Annotated in this window: 17 protein-coding genes; 6 read left to right on the top strand and 11 right to left on the bottom strand. The window is 62.2% G+C overall.

Going from position 1 to position 21,588, the window contains the following annotated elements; all coding sequences use genetic code 11:
- Positions 1 to 56: 56 nt before the first annotated feature.
- Together BLR69_RS26525 and BLR69_RS26520 are read right to left on the bottom strand one after the other, a co-directional pair.
- The gene (locus BLR69_RS26525; protein WP_071494095.1) at positions 57 to 827 is read right to left on the bottom strand and encodes a transporter substrate-binding domain-containing protein; all 771 of its coding nucleotides are present in this window, start codon (positions 825 to 827) and stop codon (positions 57 to 59) included.
- A gap of 165 nt (positions 828 to 992) precedes the next feature.
- A complete protein-coding gene (locus tag BLR69_RS26520; RefSeq protein ID WP_010213018.1) occupies positions 993 to 1,226 on the bottom strand; it encodes a hypothetical protein in 234 nt (77 codons plus the stop codon).
- A gap of 214 nt (positions 1,227 to 1,440) precedes the next feature.
- Between BLR69_RS26520 and BLR69_RS26515 the strand changes: the two genes are divergently transcribed.
- The 6 genes from BLR69_RS26515 (at position 1,441) to BLR69_RS26490 (ending at position 10,982) form a co-directional block, all read left to right on the top strand.
- A complete protein-coding gene (locus BLR69_RS26515; protein ID WP_071494096.1) occupies positions 1,441 to 2,607 on the top strand; it encodes an efflux RND transporter periplasmic adaptor subunit in 1,167 nt (388 codons plus the stop codon).
- Positions 2,604 to 5,693, top strand: coding sequence for a multidrug efflux RND transporter permease subunit (locus tag BLR69_RS26510; RefSeq protein ID WP_071494097.1), 3,090 nt, complete (start codon positions 2,604 to 2,606; stop codon positions 5,691 to 5,693). The genes BLR69_RS26515 and BLR69_RS26510 overlap by 4 nt, the downstream gene beginning before the upstream one ends.
- 25 nt (positions 5,694 to 5,718) lie before the next feature.
- Positions 5,719 to 6,396, top strand: a complete 678-nt coding sequence (locus BLR69_RS26505; protein WP_071494098.1) for a heavy metal response regulator transcription factor — start codon at positions 5,719 to 5,721, stop codon at positions 6,394 to 6,396.
- On the top strand, positions 6,386 to 7,750 hold the full coding sequence (locus BLR69_RS26500; RefSeq protein WP_071494099.1) for a heavy metal sensor histidine kinase: 1,365 nt from the start codon (positions 6,386 to 6,388) through the stop codon (positions 7,748 to 7,750). Before BLR69_RS26505 ends, BLR69_RS26500 begins: the two co-directional genes overlap by 11 nt.
- Before the next feature lie 333 nt (positions 7,751 to 8,083).
- Entirely contained in the window at positions 8,084 to 9,406 is a 1,323-nt protein-coding gene (locus tag BLR69_RS26495; protein WP_071494100.1) for an OprD family porin, read from the top strand.
- A gap of 82 nt (positions 9,407 to 9,488) precedes the next feature.
- The gene (locus BLR69_RS26490; protein ID WP_071494101.1) at positions 9,489 to 10,982 is read left to right on the top strand and encodes a sensor domain-containing diguanylate cyclase; all 1,494 of its coding nucleotides are present in this window, start codon (positions 9,489 to 9,491) and stop codon (positions 10,980 to 10,982) included.
- A 132-nt stretch (positions 10,983 to 11,114) separates the two neighbouring features.
- Here BLR69_RS26490 and lpxC read toward each other — a convergent pair whose 3' ends face one another.
- The 9 genes from lpxC to murD all read right to left on the bottom strand — a co-directional run bounded on the left by lpxC (position 11,115) and on the right by murD (position 21,587).
- The gene (lpxC, locus tag BLR69_RS26485; protein ID WP_003171886.1) at positions 11,115 to 12,026 is read right to left on the bottom strand and encodes a UDP-3-O-acyl-N-acetylglucosamine deacetylase; all 912 of its coding nucleotides are present in this window, start codon (positions 12,024 to 12,026) and stop codon (positions 11,115 to 11,117) included.
- A gap of 112 nt (positions 12,027 to 12,138) precedes the next feature.
- Positions 12,139 to 13,344 carry a cell division protein FtsZ gene (gene ftsZ / locus BLR69_RS26480; RefSeq protein ID WP_017526184.1) on the bottom strand — a complete coding sequence of 402 codons (1,206 nt, stop codon included), beginning with the start codon at positions 13,342 to 13,344 and terminating at the stop codon, positions 12,139 to 12,141.
- 73 nt (positions 13,345 to 13,417) lie between these two features.
- On the bottom strand, positions 13,418 to 14,680 hold the full coding sequence (ftsA, locus tag BLR69_RS26475) for a cell division protein FtsA (protein ID WP_010213031.1): 1,263 nt from the start codon (positions 14,678 to 14,680) through the stop codon (positions 13,418 to 13,420).
- Positions 14,681 to 14,695: 15 nt separating this feature from the next.
- Positions 14,696 to 15,565, bottom strand: a complete 870-nt coding sequence (locus BLR69_RS26470; protein ID WP_058422950.1) for a cell division protein FtsQ/DivIB — start codon at positions 15,563 to 15,565, stop codon at positions 14,696 to 14,698.
- A gap of 4 nt (positions 15,566 to 15,569) precedes the next feature.
- Positions 15,570 to 16,526, bottom strand: a complete 957-nt coding sequence (locus BLR69_RS26465; protein ID WP_071494102.1) for a D-alanine--D-alanine ligase — start codon at positions 16,524 to 16,526, stop codon at positions 15,570 to 15,572.
- Positions 16,523 to 17,968: a UDP-N-acetylmuramate--L-alanine ligase gene (gene murC, locus BLR69_RS26460; RefSeq protein ID WP_071491186.1), complete on the bottom strand. Its 1,446-nt coding sequence runs from the start codon at positions 17,966 to 17,968 to the stop codon at positions 16,523 to 16,525. The genes BLR69_RS26465 and murC overlap by 4 nt, the downstream gene beginning before the upstream one ends.
- Positions 17,961 to 19,031 (bottom strand): undecaprenyldiphospho-muramoylpentapeptide beta-N-acetylglucosaminyltransferase, encoded by a 1,071-nt coding sequence (gene murG, locus BLR69_RS26455; protein ID WP_071494103.1) that lies wholly within the window; start codon positions 19,029 to 19,031, stop codon positions 17,961 to 17,963. The genes murC and murG overlap by 8 nt, the downstream gene beginning before the upstream one ends.
- A complete protein-coding gene (gene ftsW / locus BLR69_RS26450; RefSeq protein WP_071494104.1) occupies positions 19,021 to 20,244 on the bottom strand; it encodes a putative lipid II flippase FtsW in 1,224 nt (407 codons plus the stop codon). Before ftsW ends, murG begins: the two co-directional genes overlap by 11 nt.
- Complete coding sequence (murD, locus tag BLR69_RS26445) at positions 20,241 to 21,587, bottom strand: UDP-N-acetylmuramoyl-L-alanine--D-glutamate ligase (RefSeq protein ID WP_071494105.1); 1,347 nt, start codon at positions 21,585 to 21,587, stop codon at positions 20,241 to 20,243. Before murD ends, ftsW begins: the two co-directional genes overlap by 4 nt.
- Between the last annotated feature and the right edge of the window lies 1 nt (position 21,588).

Genomic DNA, 21,588 nt, shown 5'->3' with positions numbered 1-21,588 from the left:
GCGCACCGAGGGGGCAAATACTGATCCAGCTCATGTTCCGCGCAATTAATTAGCCATCACGGCGCGTCCAGGCGATAAGGCTCGACGATCCGCTGGTACTCGCCGTTGTGCTTGAGCTGCTCAAGCGCACGGTTAAGCTCGACACGCAGCGCCGTGTCGGTATTGCGCAGCGCAATCGCAACACCATTGCCCAACAGCTCGGCACAAACGGCTGGCCCCAGGAAGTCGAAGTCCTGGCCGGCAGCCGTGTCGAGCAGGGCCTCGCGAATTTCCACAGTGCCCTGCAGGGTAGCATCGATATCGCCTGCCACCAGGCTGCGGACCAGTTCGTCGTTGAGCCAGAAACTCTTGATAATCACGCCTTTGCGCGCCCATTGCGAACGAACAAAGGCTTCGCGATTACTGCCCAGCAGTACGCCAACTCGCTTGCCCTTGAGCGAGCCTGGCATCGGCATCAGGCCCGAGCTTCGACGTGCGACCAGGCGCGTGGTGAAGGGGTAGAGGTTCTCGGTGAAACTGACCCTGCGCCGGCGTAGTGGTGTCGGAGCAATGCCCATGATTGCATCGAATTGCCGCGCTTCAAGACGTTCGAAGTTTTCGACCAGCACCTGGTCGACCCAGGTACAGCGCACATTCAACTGCTGGCAAAGGGCGTTGCCCAACTCGATATTCAAGCCGACCAACTGCCCTTGCGGGTTGCGGCTCTGGAAGGGGGGAAATTGCGCGGCAACGGCGAAGCGGATTTCGCGTCGAGGTTGATCAAGGCCTGCAACGGCATCCACCGCCAGCAACAGGACAAACGCTACACAGAGGTGTATCAAGGCCACAGGAAACGTCCTTTTCCGGAAAGAGCGCCCGCCGCTGCTCCCTGTGGAAAAACCAGGGGTGCAGCGGAAGCTGTGCAAGCTTTCAAGAAACGGTCGCGGGCCTACAAGAAGAAATATCGACTGGAGCTGTAGGCAACATCCCGCAAATATTACAGCGGATTAATCTTAACGTTTACCCATGGAACGGCGAGTGCCCGGTGGCGCCATGCCCGGGGTCTTGGTGTGGCCATTCTTGGCACCGTTCTTGTACCAAGGCTGGGCGGCATTCTTGGCCCCGGCCAGCTCACCCGGCTTGAAGGGGAATTTGAACGCCGGGATCTCGGCTTTTTCAACGCCTTCGGCGCTGGCCGGATCGACGAGGTCGGCCGCTTCAACAGGGGGTTGTGTCGGGGAAGTCATGGAAGCTCCGGAGCGTGCAAGAAATGACGCGGGGCCGGCTTGCGGGCCACGCTGGCGCGCAGTATACCTGCCCGCCTCGGATCTTTAACCACCACCTGTACGAATGGTCTGCCTTTACTGACAGCGCCGTCAGTTAGCAGTCACCTTGCTGACCGGGTTGGCAGGCTATAAAGGCCTCACACACTTCCAATCCTTTACCCTGGCGCCTCACCCCATGCACATTCAACGCAAAACCGCCCTGATCGTGGCTGTCCTCGTGGTGTTGGCCGTTGCAGCCTGGGCCTTGACCCGTCCAGCCAAGGCCAGACTGGCGGCGCCCACGGCGATTCCGGTGCGGGTGGTGAGCGTGGCGCAACAGGATGTTCCGCGTTTTGTCAGCGGGATCGGTTCGGTGCTGTCACTGCACAGCGTGGTGATTCGCCCGCAAGTGGACGGCATCCTCACTAAATTGCTGGTCAAGGAAGGCCAACGGGTCAAGGTCGGCGACCTGCTGGCGACCATCGATGACCGCTCGATACGCGCCAGCCTCGACCAGGCCAGGGCGCAACTGGGCGAAAGCCAGGCGCAGTTGCAGGTGGCGCTGGTCAACCTCAAGCGCTACAAGGCATTGAGCGTCGACGACGGCGTGTCCAAGCAGACCTATGACCAACAACAAGCGTTGGTCAACCAGCTCAAGGCCACGGCCCAAGGCAACCAGGCCGCCATCGATTCGGCGCAAGTGCAACTTTCCTACACCCAGATTCGCTCACCGGTCAGCGGCCGCGTGGGTATTCGCACCGTGGATGAAGGCAACTTCCTGCGCACAGCCGATACCCAGGGCCTGTTTTCCGTGACCCAGATCGACCCGATTGCCGTCGAGTTCTCCCTGCCGCAACAGATGCTACCCACCCTGCAAAGCCTGATCGCAGCGCCCACCCCAGCCAGCGTCGACGCCTATCTGGGCGCCAACACCGACGGCCAGACCGGCGATTTGCTCGGCGAAGGCCACTTGAGCCTGATCGACAACCAGATCAGCTCCACCACCGGCACCCTGCGCGCCAAGGCCGAGTTCAACAACGCCTCGCAACGCCTGTGGCCGGGGCAACTGGTGACCATCAAGATCCAGACCGCCCTCGACAAAAACGCGCTGGTGGTGCCGCCGACCGTGGTGCAACGCGGTCTGGATTCGCACTTCGTGTACAGGGTCAACGGTGACAAGGTCGAGGTGGTGCCGGTGCAGGTGACGTACCAGGACAGCGACCTCAACATCATCAAGGGCGTGCAGGCCGGGGATGTGCTGGTCAGTGACGGCCAGTCGCGGCTCAAGGCCGGTGCGCAGGTGGAGGTGCTCAAGGAGCCGCCGCAGGTCATCCAGACCGTCGATGCCAAGGTGCAGCCATGAGCCGTTCGCCATCAGCCTGGTGCGTCGACCACCCGGTCGCCACCCTGCTGCTGACCTTCGCCCTGGTGCTGCTTGGGCTGATTGCCTTCCCGCGCCTGGCCATCGCCCCACTGCCGGAAGCGGAGTTTCCGACAATCCAGGTCACCGCCACCCTGCCCGGCGCCAGCCCGGACACCATGGCCTCGTCCGTGGCCACGCCATTGGAGGTGCAGTTCAGCGCCATTCCCGGCATGACCCAGATGACCTCCAGCAGTGCCTTGGGCTCCAGCCTGCTGACCCTGCAGTTCACCCTGAACAAGAGCATCGACACCGCCGCCCAGGAAGTGCAGGCCGCGATCAACACCGCGTCCGGCAAGCTGCCCAGCGATATGCCGAGCCTGCCGACCTGGAAAAAGGTCAACCCGGCGGACAGCCCGGTACTGATCCTCAGCGTCAGTTCCAACAGCATGCCCAGCACCGAACTGAGCGACTATGTGGAAACCCTGCTGGCCCGGCAGATCAGCCAGATCGACGGCGTTGGCCAGATCAACATCACCGGCCAGCAACGCCCGGCGATCCGCGTGCAGGCCTCGCCGGACAAACTCGCCGCCATTGGCCTGACCCTCGCCGATATCCGCCTGGCCATCCAGCAATCGAGCCTCAACCTGGCCAAGGGCGCGATCTACGGCGAGAACAGCGTGTCGACCCTGTCGACCAACGACCAGTTGTTCCACCCGGAGGACTACGCGCAGTTGATCGTGTCCTACAAGGACGGCGCACCGGTTCAACTGCGCGATATCGCCAAAGTCATCAACGGATCAGAAAACGCCTACGTGCAGGCCTGGTCCGGCGACACGCCCGGGGTCAACCTGGTGATCTCACGCCAACCCGGCGCGAACATCGTCGAGACCGTCGACCGTATTCAAGCCGAACTGCCGCGCCTGCAAGCCATGCTGCCGGCGTCGGTGCAGGTCAGCGTGTTGACCGACCGCACCAAGACTATCCGCGCGTCCCTGCATGAAGTGGAAGTGACCCTGCTGATTGCCATCCTGCTGGTGGTGGCGGTGATGGCGCTGTTCCTGCGCCAGTTGTCGGCGACGATGATTGTGTCCAGTGTGCTCGGCGTGTCGCTGGTCGCCAGTTTTGCGCTGATGTACCTGATGGGCTTCAGCCTGAACAACCTCACGCTGGTGGCAATCGTGATTGCCGTGGGCTTTGTGGTGGACGATGCGATCGTGGTGGTGGAGAACATTCACCGTCATCTGGAGGCGGGCCTCGACAAGCGCGAAGCGGCGATCAAGGGCGCCGGTGAAATCGGCTTTACCGTGGTGTCCATCAGCTTCTCGCTGGTGGCGGCATTCATTCCGCTGCTGTTCATGGGCGGCGTGGTCGGGCGGCTGTTCAAGGAATTCGCGCTGACAGCCACCTCGACCATCCTGATTTCGGTGGTGGTGTCACTGACCCTGGCGCCGACCCTCGCCGCGCTGTTCATGCGCGCCCCCACCCATCACGCTCACGACAAACCAGGTTTCAGCGAGCGCCTTTTGGCCGGCTACGCACGCAACCTGCGCCGCGCCCTGGCCCATCAACGCAGCATGGCGGCGATCTTCGTGGTGACCCTGGCCCTGGCCGTGGTCGGCTATGTGTTTATCCCCAAGGGCTTCTTCCCGGTGCAGGACACCGGCTTTGTACTCGGCACCAGCGAAGCGGCGGCCGACGTGTCGTACCCGGACATGGTCGCCAAGCACAAGGCCCTGGCCGAGATCGTCAAGGCCGACCCGGCGGTGGAAGCGTTTTCGCATTCGGTGGGGGTGACCGGTAGCAACCAGACCATTGCCAACGGTCGTTTCTGGATCGCCCTGAAGGATCGAGGTGATCGCGATGTGTCCGCCAGCCAGTTCATCGACCGCATTCGACCGAAACTGGCCAAGGTGCCGGGCATCGTGCTGTATCTGCGTGCCGGTCAGGACATCAACTTGAGTTCCGGCCCCAGCCGTGCCCAGTACCAGTACGTGCTCAAGAGCAATGACGGCCCGACGCTGAATACCTGGACCCAGCGCCTCACCGAAAAACTGCGCGCCAACCCGGCCTTTCGCGACCTGTCCAACGACCTGCAACTGGGCGGCAGCATCACCCACATCAACATCGACCGCCAGGCCGCCGCACGCTTCGGCCTGACCGCCACCGATGTGGACCAGGCGCTGTACGACGCGTTCGGCCAACGCCAGATCAACGAGTTCCAGACCGAGATCAACCAGTACCAGGTGGTGCTGGAACTGGACACGCAACAACGCGGCAAGGCCGAGAGCCTGAACTATTTCTACCTGCGCTCGCCGTTGACCAACGAGATGGTACCGCTGTCGGCGCTGGCCAAAGTCGACCCACCGACGGTGGGGCCGCTTTCGATCAGCCATGACGGTATGTTCCCGGCCGCCAACCTGTCGTTCAACCTGGCGCCGGGCGTGGCGTTGGGCGACGCGGTGATCATGCTCAACCAGGCCAAGAATGAAATCGGCATGCCGACTACCATCATCGGCAACTTCCAGGGCGCGGCCCAGGCGTTCCAGAGCTCCCTGGCCAGCCAACCGTGGCTGATCCTGGCGGCGCTGGTGGCGGTCTACATTATCCTCGGCGTGCTGTACGAGAGTTTCGTGCACCCGCTGACGATCATCTCGACCTTGCCATCCGCCGGGTTGGGCGCGCTGATCATGCTGTCGCTGATGGGCCAGGATTTTTCGATCATGGCCTTGATCGGCCTGGTGCTGTTGATCGGCATTGTGAAGAAGAACGGCATCCTGATGATCGACTTCGCCCTCGACGCCCAACGCGTGCGCGGGTTGCCGCCCGAGGAGGCGATCTATGAAGCCTGCGTCACGCGGTTCCGGCCGATCATCATGACCACCCTCGCTGCCCTGCTCGGCGCGGTGCCGCTGATGCTCGGCGCCGGTCCCGGTGCGGAAATGCGCCAGCCGCTGGGCATCGCGGTGGTCGGCGGCCTGCTGGTGAGCCAGGCGCTGACGCTGTTCACCACGCCGGTCATATACTTGTACCTCGAGAAGTTTTTCCACCGGCCTAAACCAACGCCTGCGCTGGCGAGCACACACTGAGGCCCGGCCCTGGAGCACAAGACTCATGCGCGTCCTGATTATTGAAGATGAAGAAAAAACCGCGGACTACCTGCATCGAGGCCTGACCGAGCAAGGCTATACGGTCGATGTTGCCCACGAAGGCGTCGAAGGCCTGCACCTGGCGTTGGAAAACGACTACGCGGTGATCGTGCTCGACGTGATGCTGCCCGGCCTCGACGGCTTCGGCGTGTTGCGTGCGCTGCGTGCGCGCAAGCAGACACCGGTGATCATGTTGACCGCCCGTGAGCGCGTGGAAGACCGCATTCGCGGCCTGCGCGAAGGCGCCGACGATTACCTGGGCAAGCCGTTTTCGTTCCTGGAACTGGTGGCGCGCCTGCAAGCCCTGACCCGCCGCAGCGGCGGGCACGAACCGGTGCAAGTCACGGTCGCCGACCTATGGATCGACCTGATCAGCCGCAAGGCCAGCCGCAACGGCCAGCGCCTGGACCTGACTGCGAAGGAGTTCTCGCTGCTCAGCGTGTTGGCACGGCGCCAGGGCGAAATCCTCTCCAAGACGGCGATTGCGGAAATGGTCTGGGACATCAATTTCGACAGCGATGCCAACGTGGTGGAAGTGGCGATCAAGCGCCTGCGCGCCAAGCTCGACGGGCCGTTCGATACCAAGCTGCTGCACACGATCCGCGGCATGGGCTATGTGTTGGAGAGTCGCAGTGTCGGCTAACTCGATTGCCTTGCGCCTGAGCAGCATGTTCAGCCTGGTAGCGCTGCTGATCTTCCTATTGATCGGCGGCGCGCTGTATCAGCAAGTGGACCGCAGCCTCGGCCTGCTGCCGGGCGCCGAACTGGAGGCGCGCTACAGCGTGCTCGAATCATCGGTGAATCGCTTCGGTACACCGGACCATTGGGTAAAGATGCAGGCCAAGCTCAAGTTGCTGAGCGAGGAAGACAAACGCATCCGTTTCTGGGTGGTGAGCAGCGACCCGAACTACGAGTATGGCAACCCCGATGCGCAGATCCGCGCCTTCGCCGAAGGGCGCACAGGTAAGCGCGACTTGCGCCTGGCCGGCCACAAACACCCGTTCAAGGTGCTGGTGAGCCAGTTCCCGGCCAAGGATCAACGCCCGCCGCTGCGCTTCATGATCGCTATCGACACCGAAAACTTCCGCGCCACCCAGCATCATTTGCTGGTGGCGTTGATCAGCCTGGCCATGGTCGGTGTGGTACTGGCGTCGTTGCTGGGGTTCTGGGTCGCGCGTATCGGCCTCAAACCACTGGGCAAACTCTCGGACGAAGCGCAGAAACTCGCGCCGCCGAAGCTCTCCGGGCGCCTGCAACTGTCGCCGCTGCCCCCCGAGTTGAGCCAGTTCGTCAACTCGTTCAACTCCACCCTGGACCGCGTCGAGCAAGCCTATTCGCGCCTGGAGTCGTTCAACGCCGATGTGGCCCATGAACTGCGTTCGCCGCTGACCAACCTGATCGGCCAGACCCAGGTGGCGCTGACCCGAGGACGCTCGGCCGAGCATTATTTTGAAGTGCTGCAATCGAACCTCGAAGAGCTGGAGCGCCTGCGCTCAATCATCAACGACATGCTGTTCCTCGCCAGCGCCGACCAGGGCAGCAAGGCCACCAAGCTGATCGAAAGCGCCCTGGCCGATGAAGTGGCCACTACCCTCGACTACCTCGACTTCATCCTCGAAGACGCCCAGGTCCAGGTGCAGGTCCACGGTGACGCCCTGGTGCAGATCGAGAAGGCCCACCTGCGCCGCGCACTGATCAACCTGCTGAGCAATGCAGTGCAACACACCGCGCCCGGGCAGGTCATCGCCGTGAACATCGAGGTGCATGAGCATCAGGTCTCGATCGGCGTGACCAACCCCGGCGACGCGATTGCCAGCGAGCACCTGCCACGCCTGTTCGAACGTTTTTATCGGGTGGACGCGTCGCGCAGCAACAGCGGCGCGAATCACGGGCTGGGGCTGGCTATCGTCAAGGCGATTGCGTTGATGCATGGCGGGGATGTGTTCGTGCGCAGTGACGGCGGTGGGAATACCTTCGGTATTACCCTGCCCCTCTGAATATCCCGAGAACACGGCAGTCAAGCTGTGGGAGGGGGCTTGCCCCCTCCCACATTGCCCTTCACACCTTCACTGTTGCGATTTGGGCAACAGTAATTATCTTGTTACACTCTGTATCGCACCGCTCGCCTGCGTTAATTTGACGCATCGATGAGCGTGACGGCAAAGACAGCTTTCCCGCTTACCCGAATTTCCCTCGACTTTTTTCCAGGGCTCTACACTGGGAATCTGTCTTAAAGCCGCTGACTTTCAGCGGCTTTTTTTTGCCGTCAAAAAAGGCCAGGCACCCCCAACGACACTGGCTGTTTCCGATTGACCAAAGGAGCTCCACCGGTGAAGAACTCGCTGACGTTCACCCCGTTATTCCTCGCAGTAGCCGCAACGATTTCCCCCCTTGCCCACGCGGCAGACACCACCCCCGCCGACGGTTTCGTCGAAGGCGCGCACCTCAACATCAACACCCGCAACTACTACATGAACCGCGACCGTCGCGACATCCACACCGATGACAGCAAGGAGTGGGGCCAGGGTTTCATCGGCATCTTCGAATCCGGCTACACCCAAGGCACCGTCGGCTTCGGCCTGGACGCCCATGCCATGCTCGGCCTCAAGCTCGACGGCGGTGGCGGCACCGATGGTTCCAGCATCCTTCCGTATGGCGGTGGCAACGGCAAGGCACCCGGCTCGTTCTCCACGGCAGGCGGCACCTTGAAAATGCGCGCATTCGATACCGAGCTGAAGGCCGGCGACCTGTTCCTCAATAACCCGGTGATCGCTGGCGGCGCGACACGCATGCTGCCGCAGACCTTCCGTGGCGTGAGCCTGACCAACCTCAGCCTCGACGGCTGGATGTTCGAAGGCGGCCAGGCCAGTTTCACCAAGCTCTACAACCAGAGCGGCCATCGCCGCATCGGCACCAGCTACGGCGCGCTGCCCAACACTGCCGACAGCCAGCACATGAACTGGGCCGGCGTGTCGTTCAGCGGCATTGATGGGCTGACCAGCAACCTCTACGCCGCCGAACTCAAGGAAGTGTGGAACCAGTACTACTACGACCTGGACTACACCTACGCACTGAATGACCTGGTCAGCCTCAACCCGGGCCTGCACTACTATCACACTCAGGACACCGGCCAGTCGTTGCTCGGCAGCATCGACAACAACACCTACAGCTTGCACTTCACCGTGGGCGTGGGTCACCACAGCGTCACCGCCGCCTACCAGCGGGTCAACGGCAATACGCCGTTCGACTACATCGCCCAAGGTGACAGCGTCTACCTGGACAACTCCCAGCAGTACTCCGACTTCAACGGCCCCAACGAACGCTCGTGGAAGCTCAAGTACGCATACGACTTTGCCGGCCTCGGCCTGCCAGGCCTGACCTCGGCGGTGTCCTACATCAGCGGCAAGACCGACCTCACCAAGGTCGACCCGCAAAGCCGTGGCTACAGCGCCTGGTACAGCGCCGATGGCAAGGACGCCAAGCACTGGGAACGCGACATCGACCTGAAATACGTGGTGCAGGGCGGCAAGGCCAAGGACCTGGCGGTGCGCCTGCAATGGGCGACCAACCGCGGTGGCAATGGTTACGCGGCGGTGGATCGGGACGTGGATGAGTACCGGGTGATCGTCGACTATCCGATCAACGTGTTCTGATCTGCGATTTTTTTTAACCAAGCATTTAATTTTCATCGGGTAGAACTAAACTGCCAGCATCGTCACCGCTGAAGTCTGCCCGATGAGTCAACCCCGTTCTCGCACTCTGCCGGCACGCCCGGAGCTGTTACTGATTCTGGGCAGTGGCCTGACGGTCGCCCTTATCGTGGTGATTATCGCGGCGCTGCTGATCCGCGAACACGCCAGCACCCTCCAGGCCGCCCAGCGCGCCACCAGCAACATCACACAACTGATCAATGCCGATGTACTGCGCAACGTCGAGTTGTACGACTTGGCCCTGCAAGGGCTGATCGCCGCCACCACACGCAAGGACTTGGACCAGGTGTCACCGGACATCCGCCACCTGGTGCAGTTTGATCAATCCACCGCAGCGCCCTTCAAAGGTGAAGTGTTGTTGCTGGATGCCAACGGCGCAGTGATCGCCGACTCGTCAACGCTATGGCCGACGCCACGCAACTTCGCCAAGCGTGATTACTTCCAGATCCATCAACGCACGTCCCAGGCGGGGTTGTTCATCAGCCGGCCGTTCAAGATCCACTGCGCCTGTGACCAGGTGTGGCGCATTGCATTCAGCCGCCGGGTCACCGGGCCCAATGGCGAGTTTGCCGGCGTGGCTGTGGCGACCATGCGCCTGGCTTACTTCGATCAGTTGTTCAACCGCCTGGCGATCGGCAATGGCAGCTCGGTCAACCTGTTGAACACCCACGGCATCCTCCTGGCCCAGCAACCGCTGCTGGAGCGCGACATGATCGACAAAGACCTGAGCGATCGCCCCAACTTCAAACGCATGCTGCGCGAGGGCGCAGGCAGTTTCCGGGCGATTTCCGCCATCACCGGCCAGGAACGGCTGTATACGTTCAGCAACGTCGGCGAGCTGCCGCTGATTGTGGTAGTGGCGTTGGCTGCCGATGACGTGTTCGCCCCCTGGCAACGCGCCGCGCTGCTGACCAGTGGCGCTACCGGCATCCTCTGCATTGGCTTGCTGTGGCTGACCTGGATGCTGCGCCGGGAACTGCGCCGGCGTTACCGTACCGAGCGCGTGCTGTCAGAACTGGCAGCCACCGACGCCCTCACCGGCCTGGCCAACCGCCGCGTGCTGGACGAGCGCCTGCGCCTGGAGTGGGACCGCGCCCAGCGCTCGACCGAGCCGCTGACGGTACTGATGATTGACGTGGACCACTTCAAGGCCTTCAACGACCGCCATGGTCATCACGGCGGCGATGAGGCGCTGCGTAGCGTAGCCCAGGTCATCGGCACCAATATCCGCCGCCCGGCCGACCTGGCGGCGCGATATGGCGGCGAAGAGTTTGCGGTGGTGCTGCCGGTGACCGACGCCAAGGGCGCCTGGGTGATCGCCGAGCATATTCGCAGCGGCGTCGAGCACTTGCCGAGGGTGGCCGGCGATGAGCGGCCGATTACGGTGAGTATCGGCTTGAGTACGTGGGACAAGCGCAGTCGACAATCACTGGAGGCGTTGCTGTTGAGTGCGGACCAGGCGTTGTATGAGGCCAAGCACAGCGGAAGAAACCGAATTGTCGATGCCGCAACCCTCTAAATAATGAACCGGACCTAATGTGGGAGGGGCAAGCCCCCTCCCACACTTGAACAGTGGCAGAGTCAAAAATAGTGGGCATAAAAAAAGGCCACCCGAAGGCAGCCTTTAAAACTAAAGAAAGAGAGTTGTTACTTACACCGCCGCAACGGGACGCATGTAAGAGATCGGTGCGGTGCTGGCATCTTCGAAGGTCACGACTTCCCAAGCGTCTGTCTGCTCAATCAACTTGCGCAGCAGCTGGTTGTTAAGGGCGTGGCCCGACTTGAAGCCTTTGAACTCGCCTATCAGGCTATTGCCCAGCAGGTAGAGGTCACCGATTGCATCGAGGATCTTGTGCTTCACGAATTCGTCTTCGTAGCGAAGGCCGTCTTCGTTCAGTACACCATCCGCGTCGACCACAATGGCGTTTTCAACGCTACCGCCGAGTGCGAGGTTGTGCTTGCGCAGGTACTCGATGTCACTCATGAAGCCAAAGGTACGGGCGCGGCTGACTTCTTTTACGAACGAAGTACTGGAAAAATCCACGCTTGCACTTTGGGTGCGGTCACGGAATACCGGGTGATCGAAATCGATCTCAAAGCTCACTTTAAAGCCTTCGAACGGGACGAAGGTGGCGCGCTTGTCGCCGTCTTCTACTGTCACTTCCCGCAGAATGCGAATGAACTTCTTGGCTGCGTCCTGTTCTTCCAGGCCGGCAGATTGAATCAAGAATACGAAGGGTCCAGCGCTGCCATCCATGATCGGGACTTCGGACGCGGAGAGCTCGACGTAGGCGTTATCGATGCCCAGGCCAGCCATGGCCGAGAGCAAGTGCTCCACCGTGTCCACTTTGACGTCACCGTTGACCAATGTGGTCGACATAGTGGTTTCGCCAACGTTTTCCGCGCGAGCAGGAATCTGCACCACAGGGTCCAGGTCGGCACGCACAAACACGATGCCGGTGTCGACAGGTGCAGGCTTGAGGGTCAGGTATACCTTCTCCCCGGAGTGCAGACCTACACCTGTGGCACGAATAATATTCTTCAGGGTGCGTTGTTTAATCATGGCTTGGACCGCTTCAGCGCAAATTGCGAACTGGTATCAACAAAGGCTGGCGATAATAGCAGACCAGACCTTTGCTGAACACCAATCACCTTCATAGCCCTGATACATTCCATCAATCGGCCTGACGACGCAGGAATGCCGGGATGTCCAGGTAGTCCAGGTCATCTTGCGGATTCGGGCTACGGGACGCCGCAGCACCGGCCTGAGCCTGGTTGCGCATCACGGTCGGACGGTCCAGGTCACGGTAGTTCACCGACGGCAGTTCCTGGCGCGAAGGCGCTGGAGCGGCAGCCGCCTGGCTGGCGTGGCTGGCTTGGCTGTTGTGCAGGGTGTTGTCGATGACCTTCACAGGCTTCTCGATTTTCGCGCCCAGGCCGGTAGCGACCACGGTCACGTGCAGCTCGTCGCGCATGTCCGGATCGATAACGGTACCGACCTTGACCATGGCGTGCTCGGAAGCGAAGGCTTCGATGATGCTACCCACGTCGGAGTACTCACCCAGGGACAGGTCAGGACCGGCGGTGATGTTCACCAGGATGCCGCGTGCGCCTTGCAGGTTCACGTCTTCCAGCAACGGGTTGCGGATGGCTGCTTCAGTGGCTTCACGTGCACGGTTCGGACCGCTGGCGCAGCCAGTGCCCATCATTGCCATGCCCATTTCGCTCATCACGGTACGCACGTCGGCAAAGTCGACGTTGATCATGCCTGGACGCTTGATGATGTCGGAGATACCGCGAACGGCACCGGCCAGTACATCGTCAGCCTTGGCGAAAGCGGACAGCAGGCTCGCGTCCTTGCCCAGGATGGTCAGCAGCTTCTCGTTGGGGATGGTGATCAACGAGTCGACGCTTTCAGACAGCAGACGGATGCCTTCGTCGGCGATCTGCATGCGCTTGCGACCTTCGAACGGGAACGGACGGGTCACCACAGCGACCGTCAGAATGCCCATTTCCTTGGCCACTTCGGCAATGATCGGCGCAGCACCGGTACCGGTACCGCCGCCCATGCCGGTGGTGATGAACACCATGTTGGTGCCTTGCAGCACTTCAGCGATACGCTCGCGGTCTTCCAGCGCGGCTTGACGGCCGACTTCCGGGTTGGCGCCAGCGCCGAGGCCCTTGGTCACCGCAGTGCCCAATTGCAGGATGGTCCGCGCGCCGATGCTTTTCAGCGCCTGGGCATCAGTGTTGGCGCAGATGAATTCAACGCCTTCAATGTTGCTCTTGACCATATGATTGACAGCGTTGCCGCCGCCACCGCCGACACCGATCACTTTGATGACCGGGCTTGCGGGGATGTTGTCTACGAGTTCGAACATGTTCCCTCTCCTTTCATTTCTCTAGTTTTTTCGCCTACTGCTTACAACGGTGTTGCGGTGTCGCGGTAAATCGTTAGAAGTTGCCCTTGACCCATGCCTGCAACCGCTCGAACAACGGCGCCTTGGCCTCGTCGTCGCTGCGGTAGCTGTCACGGTTGCTCGGGCCCGACAGGGAAATGCCGTCGGTCTGCTTTTGCAGCCCGTACAACAGCAAGCCCACACCGGTGGAATAAATCGGGTTGCGTACCACGTCACCCAGGCCTTTCACGCCATGGGGCACGCCCAGACGGACCGGCATGTGGAAGATTTCCTCGGCCAGCTCGACCGCGCCTTCCATTTTCGAGGTACCACCGGTCAGCACGATGCCGGCCGGGATCAAATCTTCGTAGCCGCTGCGGCGCAGTTCAGCCTGGATCAGGGTGAACAGCTCGTCGTAGCGTGGCTCGACCACTTCGGCCAGGGCCTGGCGCGACAGTTCGCGCGGTGGACGATCGCCCACGCTCGGCACCTTGATGGTCTCGCCGGCACCCGCCAGCTTGGCCAAAGCGCAGGCGTAGCGGATCTTGATTTCTTCGGCGTACTGGGTCGGTGTACGCAACGCCATGGCGATGTCGTTGGTCACCTGGTCACCGGCAATCGGGATCACGGCGGTGTGACGGATCGCACCCTCGGTGAAGATCGCGATGTCGGTGGTGCCGCCGCCGATATCGACCAGGCACACGCCCAGTTCTTTTTCGTCGTCGGTCAGTACCGAGTAGGCCGAGGCCAGTTGCTCGAGAATGATGTCGTCGATTTCCAGGCCGCAGCGGCGCACGCATTTTTCAATGTTCTGGGCGGCGTTGACGGCGCAGGTGACCACGTGGACCTTGGCTTCCAGGCGCACGCCCGACATGCCCAGGGGCTCGCGCACGCCTTCCTGGTTGTCGATCACGTAGTCCTGCGGCAGGGTGTGCAGCACGCGCTGGTCAGCCGGGATCGCCACGGCCTGGGCAGCGTCAAGCACGCGCTCGAGGTCGGCCGAGCTGACTTCGCGGTCGCGGATCGCCACGATGCCGTGGGAGTTCAGGCTGCGGATATGGTTACCCGCCACACCGACGAACGCCGAGTGGATCCGGCAACCGGCCATCAGCTGCGCTTCTTCGATGGCGCGCTGGATCGATTGCACGGTGGACTCGATGTTCACCACCACGCCCTTCTTCAGGCCCCGGGACGGATGCGTGCCAATACCGACGATTTCGATTACACCGTCTTCCCCGACCTCGCCCACCAGCGCCACCACCTTGGAGGTGCCGATATCGAGACCGACGATCATTTTGCCGCTTTGCACGTTTGCCATGGGTCCTGCCTCTTCTTAATTCTTCGCGACAGCGGGTTGCGCTGCCGTGGGCGCTGCCGGTTCACGCCAGCCGACGGCAAGGCCGTTGGCGTAACGCAGGTCGACGCTCGCAATGTTCGTAATCTGTTCTTTCAAGGTCTTGTCGTAGATGGCAATGAAGCGGCGCATCTTTTCCACCAAGCGGTCGCGTCCCAGCAACAACTGGATGCCCGGGCCGGAACTGCCTGCCCCGGTCGTCAAAAACCAGCTGCCCCGTTCACGCAGTTCCAGGCGTGCAATGGAGAAGCCCAGCGGCCGCAGCATCTGGCTCAAGGCCTGGTACTGCTGCATCACTTGCTGCTGCGCCCGCTGCGGCCCGAACAACTGCGGCAGGTGTTCGTAGTTGGCCAGCTCACGCGGGGTGAACGCCTGGCCCTGGTTGTTCAACAGCGCTTCGTCACCCCAACGGGCCACGGGCAGTTGTTCTTCCAGGCGGATCGTCACCTGGTCCGGCCATACGCGACGGACTTCGGCGTGGGCGATCCACGGCATCTGTTCCAGCTCCGAGCGCATGCCGGCCAGGTCGATGGTAAAGAAGCTCGCCGCCAGGTACGGGCCGATACGCTGCTGGACCGCTTGCTGGCTGATGTAGCTCAGGTCGCCCTGCACGCTGATCTTGGTGATCGGCCGGTCGGCATACGGCAACAGACGCTGCGCGCCTTCGTAGGTTCCGAAGCCAAGCACCACCAGCAACACCGGCCAGTACAACGCCTTGAGGAAACCAAAGTTGGCTTTCGGCAGGCGCGCCGACATCGGCTCTTTAGCCACCATTCGGCTGGCACCCCGTGGCACCGGCTTGCGGCTCGGTGCTTGTGGGGGCTGATGACGAAGCGATGCGCCTTTCATGTCCTTAGCCTCGTTGCTCGATGCTTGCAGCCAGGATCGCCAGCACCAGTTGCTGGAAGTCCAGGCCCGCAGCGCGAGCGGCCATAGGTACCAGGCTGTGGTCGGTCATGCCCGGTGCGGTATTGACTTCCAGGAACCAGAAATTCCCTTGGTCATCCTGCATCACGTCTGCCCGTGCCCAACCGGCGATACCCAGCGCCTCACAGGCTTTCGCCGTGAGGTCCATCAATTCCTGTTCCTTGGCTGCGTCGAGGCCGCACGGGATCCGGTACTGGGTATCGGAAGCCAGGTACTTGGCGTCGTAGTCGTAAAAGGTGTGGGGCGTGCCTAGTGAAATGGGCGGCAGGATCTGGCCCCGAAGTGTTGCAATAGTGTACTCGGGACCCTGGATCCACTGTTCCACCAACACTTGCGAATCGTAGGTACTTGCCGCTTTCCATGCGTCGATCAATTCGGCGGCCGAGTTCACTTTGGCCATGCCGATACTGGAGCCTTCATGGGCAGGTTTGACGATCAAAGGCAGGCCCAGTTCCTTGGCTGCAGAAATACAATCGTCTTCGCTGCACAGCACACTGTGACGCGGGGTCGGAATACCGAGGCTGTGCCACACCTGCTTGGTGCGCAATTTGTCCATCGCCAGCGCCGAAGCCAGGATGCCGCTGCCGGTGTAAGGAATGCCGGCGCACTCCAGCAGGCCTTGCATGCTGCCGTCTTCACCGCCACGGCCGTGGAGGATGATGAAGGCGCGGTCGATCTTCTCGGCCTGCAGGCGGGCGAGGAAGTCATCGCCCACATCGATGCCGAACGCGTTCACGCCGGCACTTTGCAGCGCTTCGAGCACGGCGTTGCCGGACTTGAGCGAGACTTCGCGCTCGGCGCTCTTGCCGCCGAATAGTACGGCTACGCGACCGAAGTCGGCAGGCGTGATCGTGGAAAACAGGGAGGCGTAGTCAGTGATCATTTCGCCGCTCCCTTTTTTGCCGCAAACAGCGGGCTCGCCAGCAATTTCGGCGCAAGGCCACCGATGTCACCGGCGCCCTGGCACAGCAGGATGTCGCCGGCCCGCAGCAGCGGCTTGACGATTGGCGCCAGGTCCACGCCACGCTCGATGTAGATCGGGTCCAACTGGCCGCGCTGACGGATGCTGTTGCACAGCTTGCGGCTGTCGGCGCCCGGGATCGGCTCTTCGCCGGCCGGGTAGACTTCCATCAACAGCAGCACGTTGGCATCGGCCAGTACATTGACGAAATCGTCGTACAGGTCGCGGGTACGGCTGTAGCGGTGCGGCTGGTACACCATCACCAGGCGGCGCTCCGGCCAGCCACCGCGCACGGCTTTGATGACCGCAGCGACTTCAGTCGGGTGGTGCCCGTAGTCGTCCACCAACATCACGTCACCGCCCTCTACCGGCAGTTGGCCGTAGACCTGGAAGCGACGGCCCACGCCGGCAAAGCGTGACAGGCCTTCGACGATGGCTTCATCGCTGACGCCCTCGTCGGTAGCGATGCAGATGGTCGCCAGGGAATTGAGTACGTTGTGGTTGCCCGGCATGTTCACCGAGACATCCAGCGGTTCACGGTCCGGACGCAGCACGGTGAAGAAGGTTTGCATGCCTTCCTGGCGCACATTGATCGCACGCACGTCGGCGTCTTCGCTGAAGCCGTAGGTCACGGTCGGGCGCTTGACCAGAGGCAGGATTTCGCGCACCACCGGATCGTCCAGGCACACCACCGCCAGACCGTAGAACGGCAGGTTGTGCAGGAACTCGACGAAAGTTTTCTTCAACTTGTTGAAGTCACCGTCGTAGGTCGCCATGTGGTCGGCGTCGATGTTGGTGACCACAGCCACCAACGGTTGCAAATGCAGGAAGCTCGCATCGCTTTCATCGGCTTCGGCGATCAGGTAGCGGCTGGTGCCCAGTTGTGCATTGGTGCCGGCTGCATTCAGGCGGCCACCGATGACGAACGTCGGGTCCAGGCCACCGGCGGCGAACACCGAGGCGATCAGGCTGGTGGTGGTGGTTTTGCCGTGGGTACCGGCGACGGCGATGCCGTGGCGATAGCGCATCAGCTCGGCCAGCATCTCGGCGCGAGGCACCACGGGAATGCGGCGCTCAAGGGCGGTGGCCACTTCCGGGTTGGAGGTGTTCACGGCGCTGGACACCACCAGCACATCGGCCTCGGCGGCGTTCTCGGCACGGTGGCCGATAAAGATCTGCGCGCCGAACGACTTCAGGCGGTCGGTGACCGGCGACTCTTTCAAGTCGGAGCCGGACACCTGGTAGCCCAGGTTCAGCAATACTTCGGCAATGCCGCACATGCCCACGCCGCCGATACCGACGAAGTGGATGCGACGGATGCGGCGCATTTCCGGTTGCGGCATGGCTTTCTGATTCTCAACCATGGGCCACCTCCAGGCAGATATCGACCACGGTGCGGGTTGCGTCAGGTTTGGCCAGGCGGCTTGCGGTGCTCGCCATGCTGTTGAGTCGTTCCGGTTGCATCAATACCTCAGTCAGGCGTGCGGCCAAGTCGGCGGCGCCAGTCGTTCTTTGCGGCAGCAGGAAGGCAGCGCCCTCCCCGGCCAAATATTCAGCGTTGCGAGTCTGGTGATCGTCGATCGCATGGGGCAAAGGCACCAGCAAGGACGGCAGACCGGCGGCGGCCAGTTCACTGACGGTCAGCGCACCAGAGCGGCAGACCACCAGGTCGGCCCAGCCATAGGCATGGGCCATGTCTTTGATGAAGGGCTGTACGTTCGCCTCCACACCGGCCTCGCGATAGCGCGTGGCGGTGACTTCACCGTGGTTCTTGCCGGCCTGGTGGAAGATCTCCGGACGCATCTCCACAGGCAGTTGTGCCAGGGCTTCCGGCAGCAGTTTGTTCAAAGGCTCGGAGCCCAGGCTACCGCCCATGACCAGCAGGTGCGCCTTTCGCCCGGCCAATGCTTCACGGGCGATGCCCATGAACAGTTCGGTACGCACCGGGTTGCCGGTGGTGCGCAGCTTGTCCGATGCAGCAAAAGTCTTCGGGAAGGCCTCGCACACCCGCGCCGCCAGAGGCACCAGCAGGCGGTTGGCGGTGCCGGCGACGGCGTTCTGTTCGTGCACGATCACAGGCACGCCAGCGAGCTTGGCGGCGACGCCACCCGGGCCGGTCACATACCCACCAAAACCGAGCACACACACCGGCTTCAGTTCACGAATGATCTTGCGCGCCTGCCACACCGCCTTGAGCAACACGAACGGCGCCTTGAGCAGGGACAACTTGCCCTTGCCACGCAGGCCGGTGACGTTGATCAGGTGCAGCGGCAAACCAGCATTCGGCACCAGCTCGTTTTCGATGCCGCGCGGCGTGCCCAACCAGTGCACGGTGTAACCACGGTTCTGGAATTCCCGCGCACAGGCCAGGGCCGGGAACACGTGGCCCCCAGTGCCGCCCGCCATGATCAGCACGTTAGCGCCCATGGGTCGGCTCCTCGGCGAAGTCGCTCTCGCTGAACTCCATCTCTTCGCTGCCCAGATGGGTCCGACTCTCCCACTCGATGCGCAGCAACAAGCCCAGGCATGCGCAGCAGATCACCAACGAACTGCCGCCATAACTGAGGAACGGCAAGGTCAAGCCCTTGGTCGGCAGCAGACCGACGTTCACACCGATGTTGATCAGGAACTGGCCGATCCACAGGAACGACAAGCCGTACGCCACATAAGCGGCGAAATACTGTTTGGCCTTCTCGGCCCACAGGCCGATGTACATGCCGCGTACACACACGAACACGAACAGCGCGACCGTGCACAGCGAACCCACCACGCCGAGCTCTTCGGCCAGTACCGAGAACACGAAGTCGGTGTGCGCTTCCGGCAGGTAGAACTGCTTCTGCACACTGTTGCCCAGGCCCACGCCCAGCCACTCGCCGCGACCGAAGGCAATCAGCGCCTGGGTCAACTGGTAGCCGGAACCGAACTGGTCGGCCCAGGGGTCGGTAAAGGTGATCAGACGCGCCATCCGGTAGGGTTGTGCCTGCACCAGGACGGTCACCGCCGCCACGGCCAGCACCACCATCAAGGTGAAGCGGAACAGCCCCACACCGCCAAGGAAAAGCATCGCCGCAGCAGCGCCCATCATCACGACGGTGGCACCGAAGTCGGGCTCCATCAGCAGCAGGCCAGCCATGGGCAGCAGCACGATGAACGGCTTGAAGAAACCCATCCAGCTCTCGCGCACTTCCTTCTGGCGGCGTACCAGGTAGCCGGCCAGGTAGATCACCACGAACACCTTGGCGATTTCCGACGGCTGCACGTTGAACGCGCCAAAGCCGATCCAGCGCATCGAACCGTTCACCTCGCGGCCGATGCCGGGCAGGATCACCATGATCAGCAAGCCGAACGCCCCGATCAGCATCAGCCAGCCCAGGCGTTGCCAGGTGGCGATGGGGATCATCATGGTGACGATGCACGCGCCGAGGCCGATCACCAGGTACACCAGGTGACGGATCATCATGTACAGGGTATTGCCCGACTGCACCGCAGCCACTTCGGACGACGCCGAGGTGATCATCACCAGGCCCAGGCCCAGCAAGGCGAGGCAACCGGCGAGCATCGGGAAATCGAGGTCGATACCGCGCCCGGTAATGATCGGCGACGGGTACGGCTTGATGATGTTTCTAAAGTTGATGCTCATGCCAAGGCCTCCACGGCGCGAGCGAACAGCTGGCCGCGCTCTTCGTAGTTCTTGAACATGTCGAAACTGGCGCAGGCTGGCGACAGCAGCACGGCATCGCCGGACTGGGCCAGGGCCTTGCAGTGGGCGATGGCGTCGTCCAGGGATGTGGCGCGCACTTGCGGCACCGCGTCACCGAGGGCGGCGGCGATCAAATCGGAATCGCGGCCCATCAGCACCACGGCGCGGCAATGTTCAGCCACCGGGCCTTTAAGGTCCTTGAAGTCGGCACCCTTGCCGTCGCCACCGGCGATCAGCACCAGCTTGCCTTCGATATCGGCGCCAAGGCCTTCGATGGCTGCCAGGGCTGCACCGACGTTGGTGGCCTTGGAATCGTTGTAGTAGCTCACGCCGTCGAGGTCGCGCACCCACTGGCAGCGATGTTCAAGACCGCCGAAACTGCGCAACGCCGAGAGCATCGCGTCGAACGGCAGGCCGACCGCATGCCCCAGCGCCAAGGCCGCCAGGGCGTTGGACTGGTTATGGGCGCCACGGATTTTCAGCTCGCGCACCGGCATCAGGTTCTGGAATTCGAAGGCCAGGTATTTCTCGCCGTTCTCTTCGCGGATGCCGAAGGCTTTGAAATCGGGTTTGCCGAGGCCGAAGGTCCAGCAGGGCAGGCCCTCGCCCATCAGCGGACGGCTCAGGGCATCCTGGCGGTTGACCACCACTTGCCGTGCACCGCGGAAAATCCGGTGCTTGGCCAGGTGGTACGCCGGCAGGCCGCTGTAGCGGTCCATGTGGTCCTCGCTCACGTTCAACACGGTCGCCACTTCGGCACCGAGGTCGTGGGTGGTTTCCAGTTGGAAGCTCGACAGCTCCATCACGTACAACTCGATGTCGTCGCTGAGCAGGTCCAGCGCCGGTGTGCCGAGGTTGCCGCCCACGGCCACGCGTTTGCCGGCCGCAGCCGCCATCTCGCCGACCAGGGTCGTCACGGTGCTTTTCGCGTTGGAACCGCTGATGGCCACGATCGGCGCCTTCGCGTTACGCGCAAACAGGTCGATATCGCCGGACAGCTTAACGCCACGCGCAGCGGCGGCTTGCAGGGCCGGAGTCGCCAGGGCCAGGCCGGGGCTCACGTAGAGCTCGTCGGCACGGCACAGAAACTCGACATCCAGCTCGCCACAACGCACTTCCACGTGCGGGTAGTCACGGCGCAGCGTGACCAGCTCCGGTGGATTTTCCCGCGTATCGGCCACGGCAAACGACGTGCCCCGGTTCGCCAGGAAGCGAACCAGGGACATGCCGCTCTTGCCGAGGCCGACAACGATGCGGAAGTGGTCTGAAGCGATCAGGGACACT

The organism is Pseudomonas azotoformans (assembly GCF_900103345.1).
Classification (GTDB): Bacteria; Pseudomonadota; Gammaproteobacteria; order Pseudomonadales; family Pseudomonadaceae; genus Aquipseudomonas; species Aquipseudomonas azotoformans.
This window is presented reverse-complemented; position numbering and strand designations above follow the sequence as displayed.

Excerpts from the sequence above, each read along its gene's own strand:
- BLR69_RS26520 (WP_010213018.1), bottom strand. The coding sequence starts at position 1,226 with ATGACTTCCCCGACACAACCCCCTGTTGAAGCGGCCGACCTCGTCGAT.
- BLR69_RS26515 (WP_071494096.1), top strand. The coding sequence starts at position 1,441 with ATGCACATTCAACGCAAAACCGCCCTGATCGTGGCTGTCCTCGTGGTG.
- BLR69_RS26510 (WP_071494097.1), top strand. The coding sequence starts at position 2,604 with ATGAGCCGTTCGCCATCAGCCTGGTGCGTCGACCACCCGGTCGCCACC.
- BLR69_RS26505 (WP_071494098.1), top strand. The coding sequence starts at position 5,719 with ATGCGCGTCCTGATTATTGAAGATGAAGAAAAAACCGCGGACTACCTG.
- BLR69_RS26490 (WP_071494101.1), top strand. The coding sequence starts at position 9,489 with ATGAGTCAACCCCGTTCTCGCACTCTGCCGGCACGCCCGGAGCTGTTA.
- lpxC (WP_003171886.1), bottom strand. The coding sequence starts at position 12,026 with ATGATTAAACAACGCACCCTGAAGAATATTATTCGTGCCACAGGTGTA.
- ftsZ (WP_017526184.1), bottom strand. The coding sequence starts at position 13,344 with ATGTTCGAACTCGTAGACAACATCCCCGCAAGCCCGGTCATCAAAGTG.
- ftsA (WP_010213031.1), bottom strand. The coding sequence starts at position 14,680 with ATGGCAAACGTGCAAAGCGGCAAAATGATCGTCGGTCTCGATATCGGC.
- BLR69_RS26470 (WP_058422950.1), bottom strand. The coding sequence starts at position 15,565 with ATGAAAGGCGCATCGCTTCGTCATCAGCCCCCACAAGCACCGAGCCGC.
- BLR69_RS26465 (WP_071494102.1), bottom strand. The coding sequence starts at position 16,526 with ATGATCACTGACTACGCCTCCCTGTTTTCCACGATCACGCCTGCCGAC.
- murC (WP_071491186.1), bottom strand. The coding sequence starts at position 17,968 with ATGGTTGAGAATCAGAAAGCCATGCCGCAACCGGAAATGCGCCGCATC.
- murG (WP_071494103.1), bottom strand. The coding sequence starts at position 19,031 with ATGGGCGCTAACGTGCTGATCATGGCGGGCGGCACTGGGGGCCACGTG.
- ftsW (WP_071494104.1), bottom strand. The coding sequence starts at position 20,244 with ATGAGCATCAACTTTAGAAACATCATCAAGCCGTACCCGTCGCCGATC.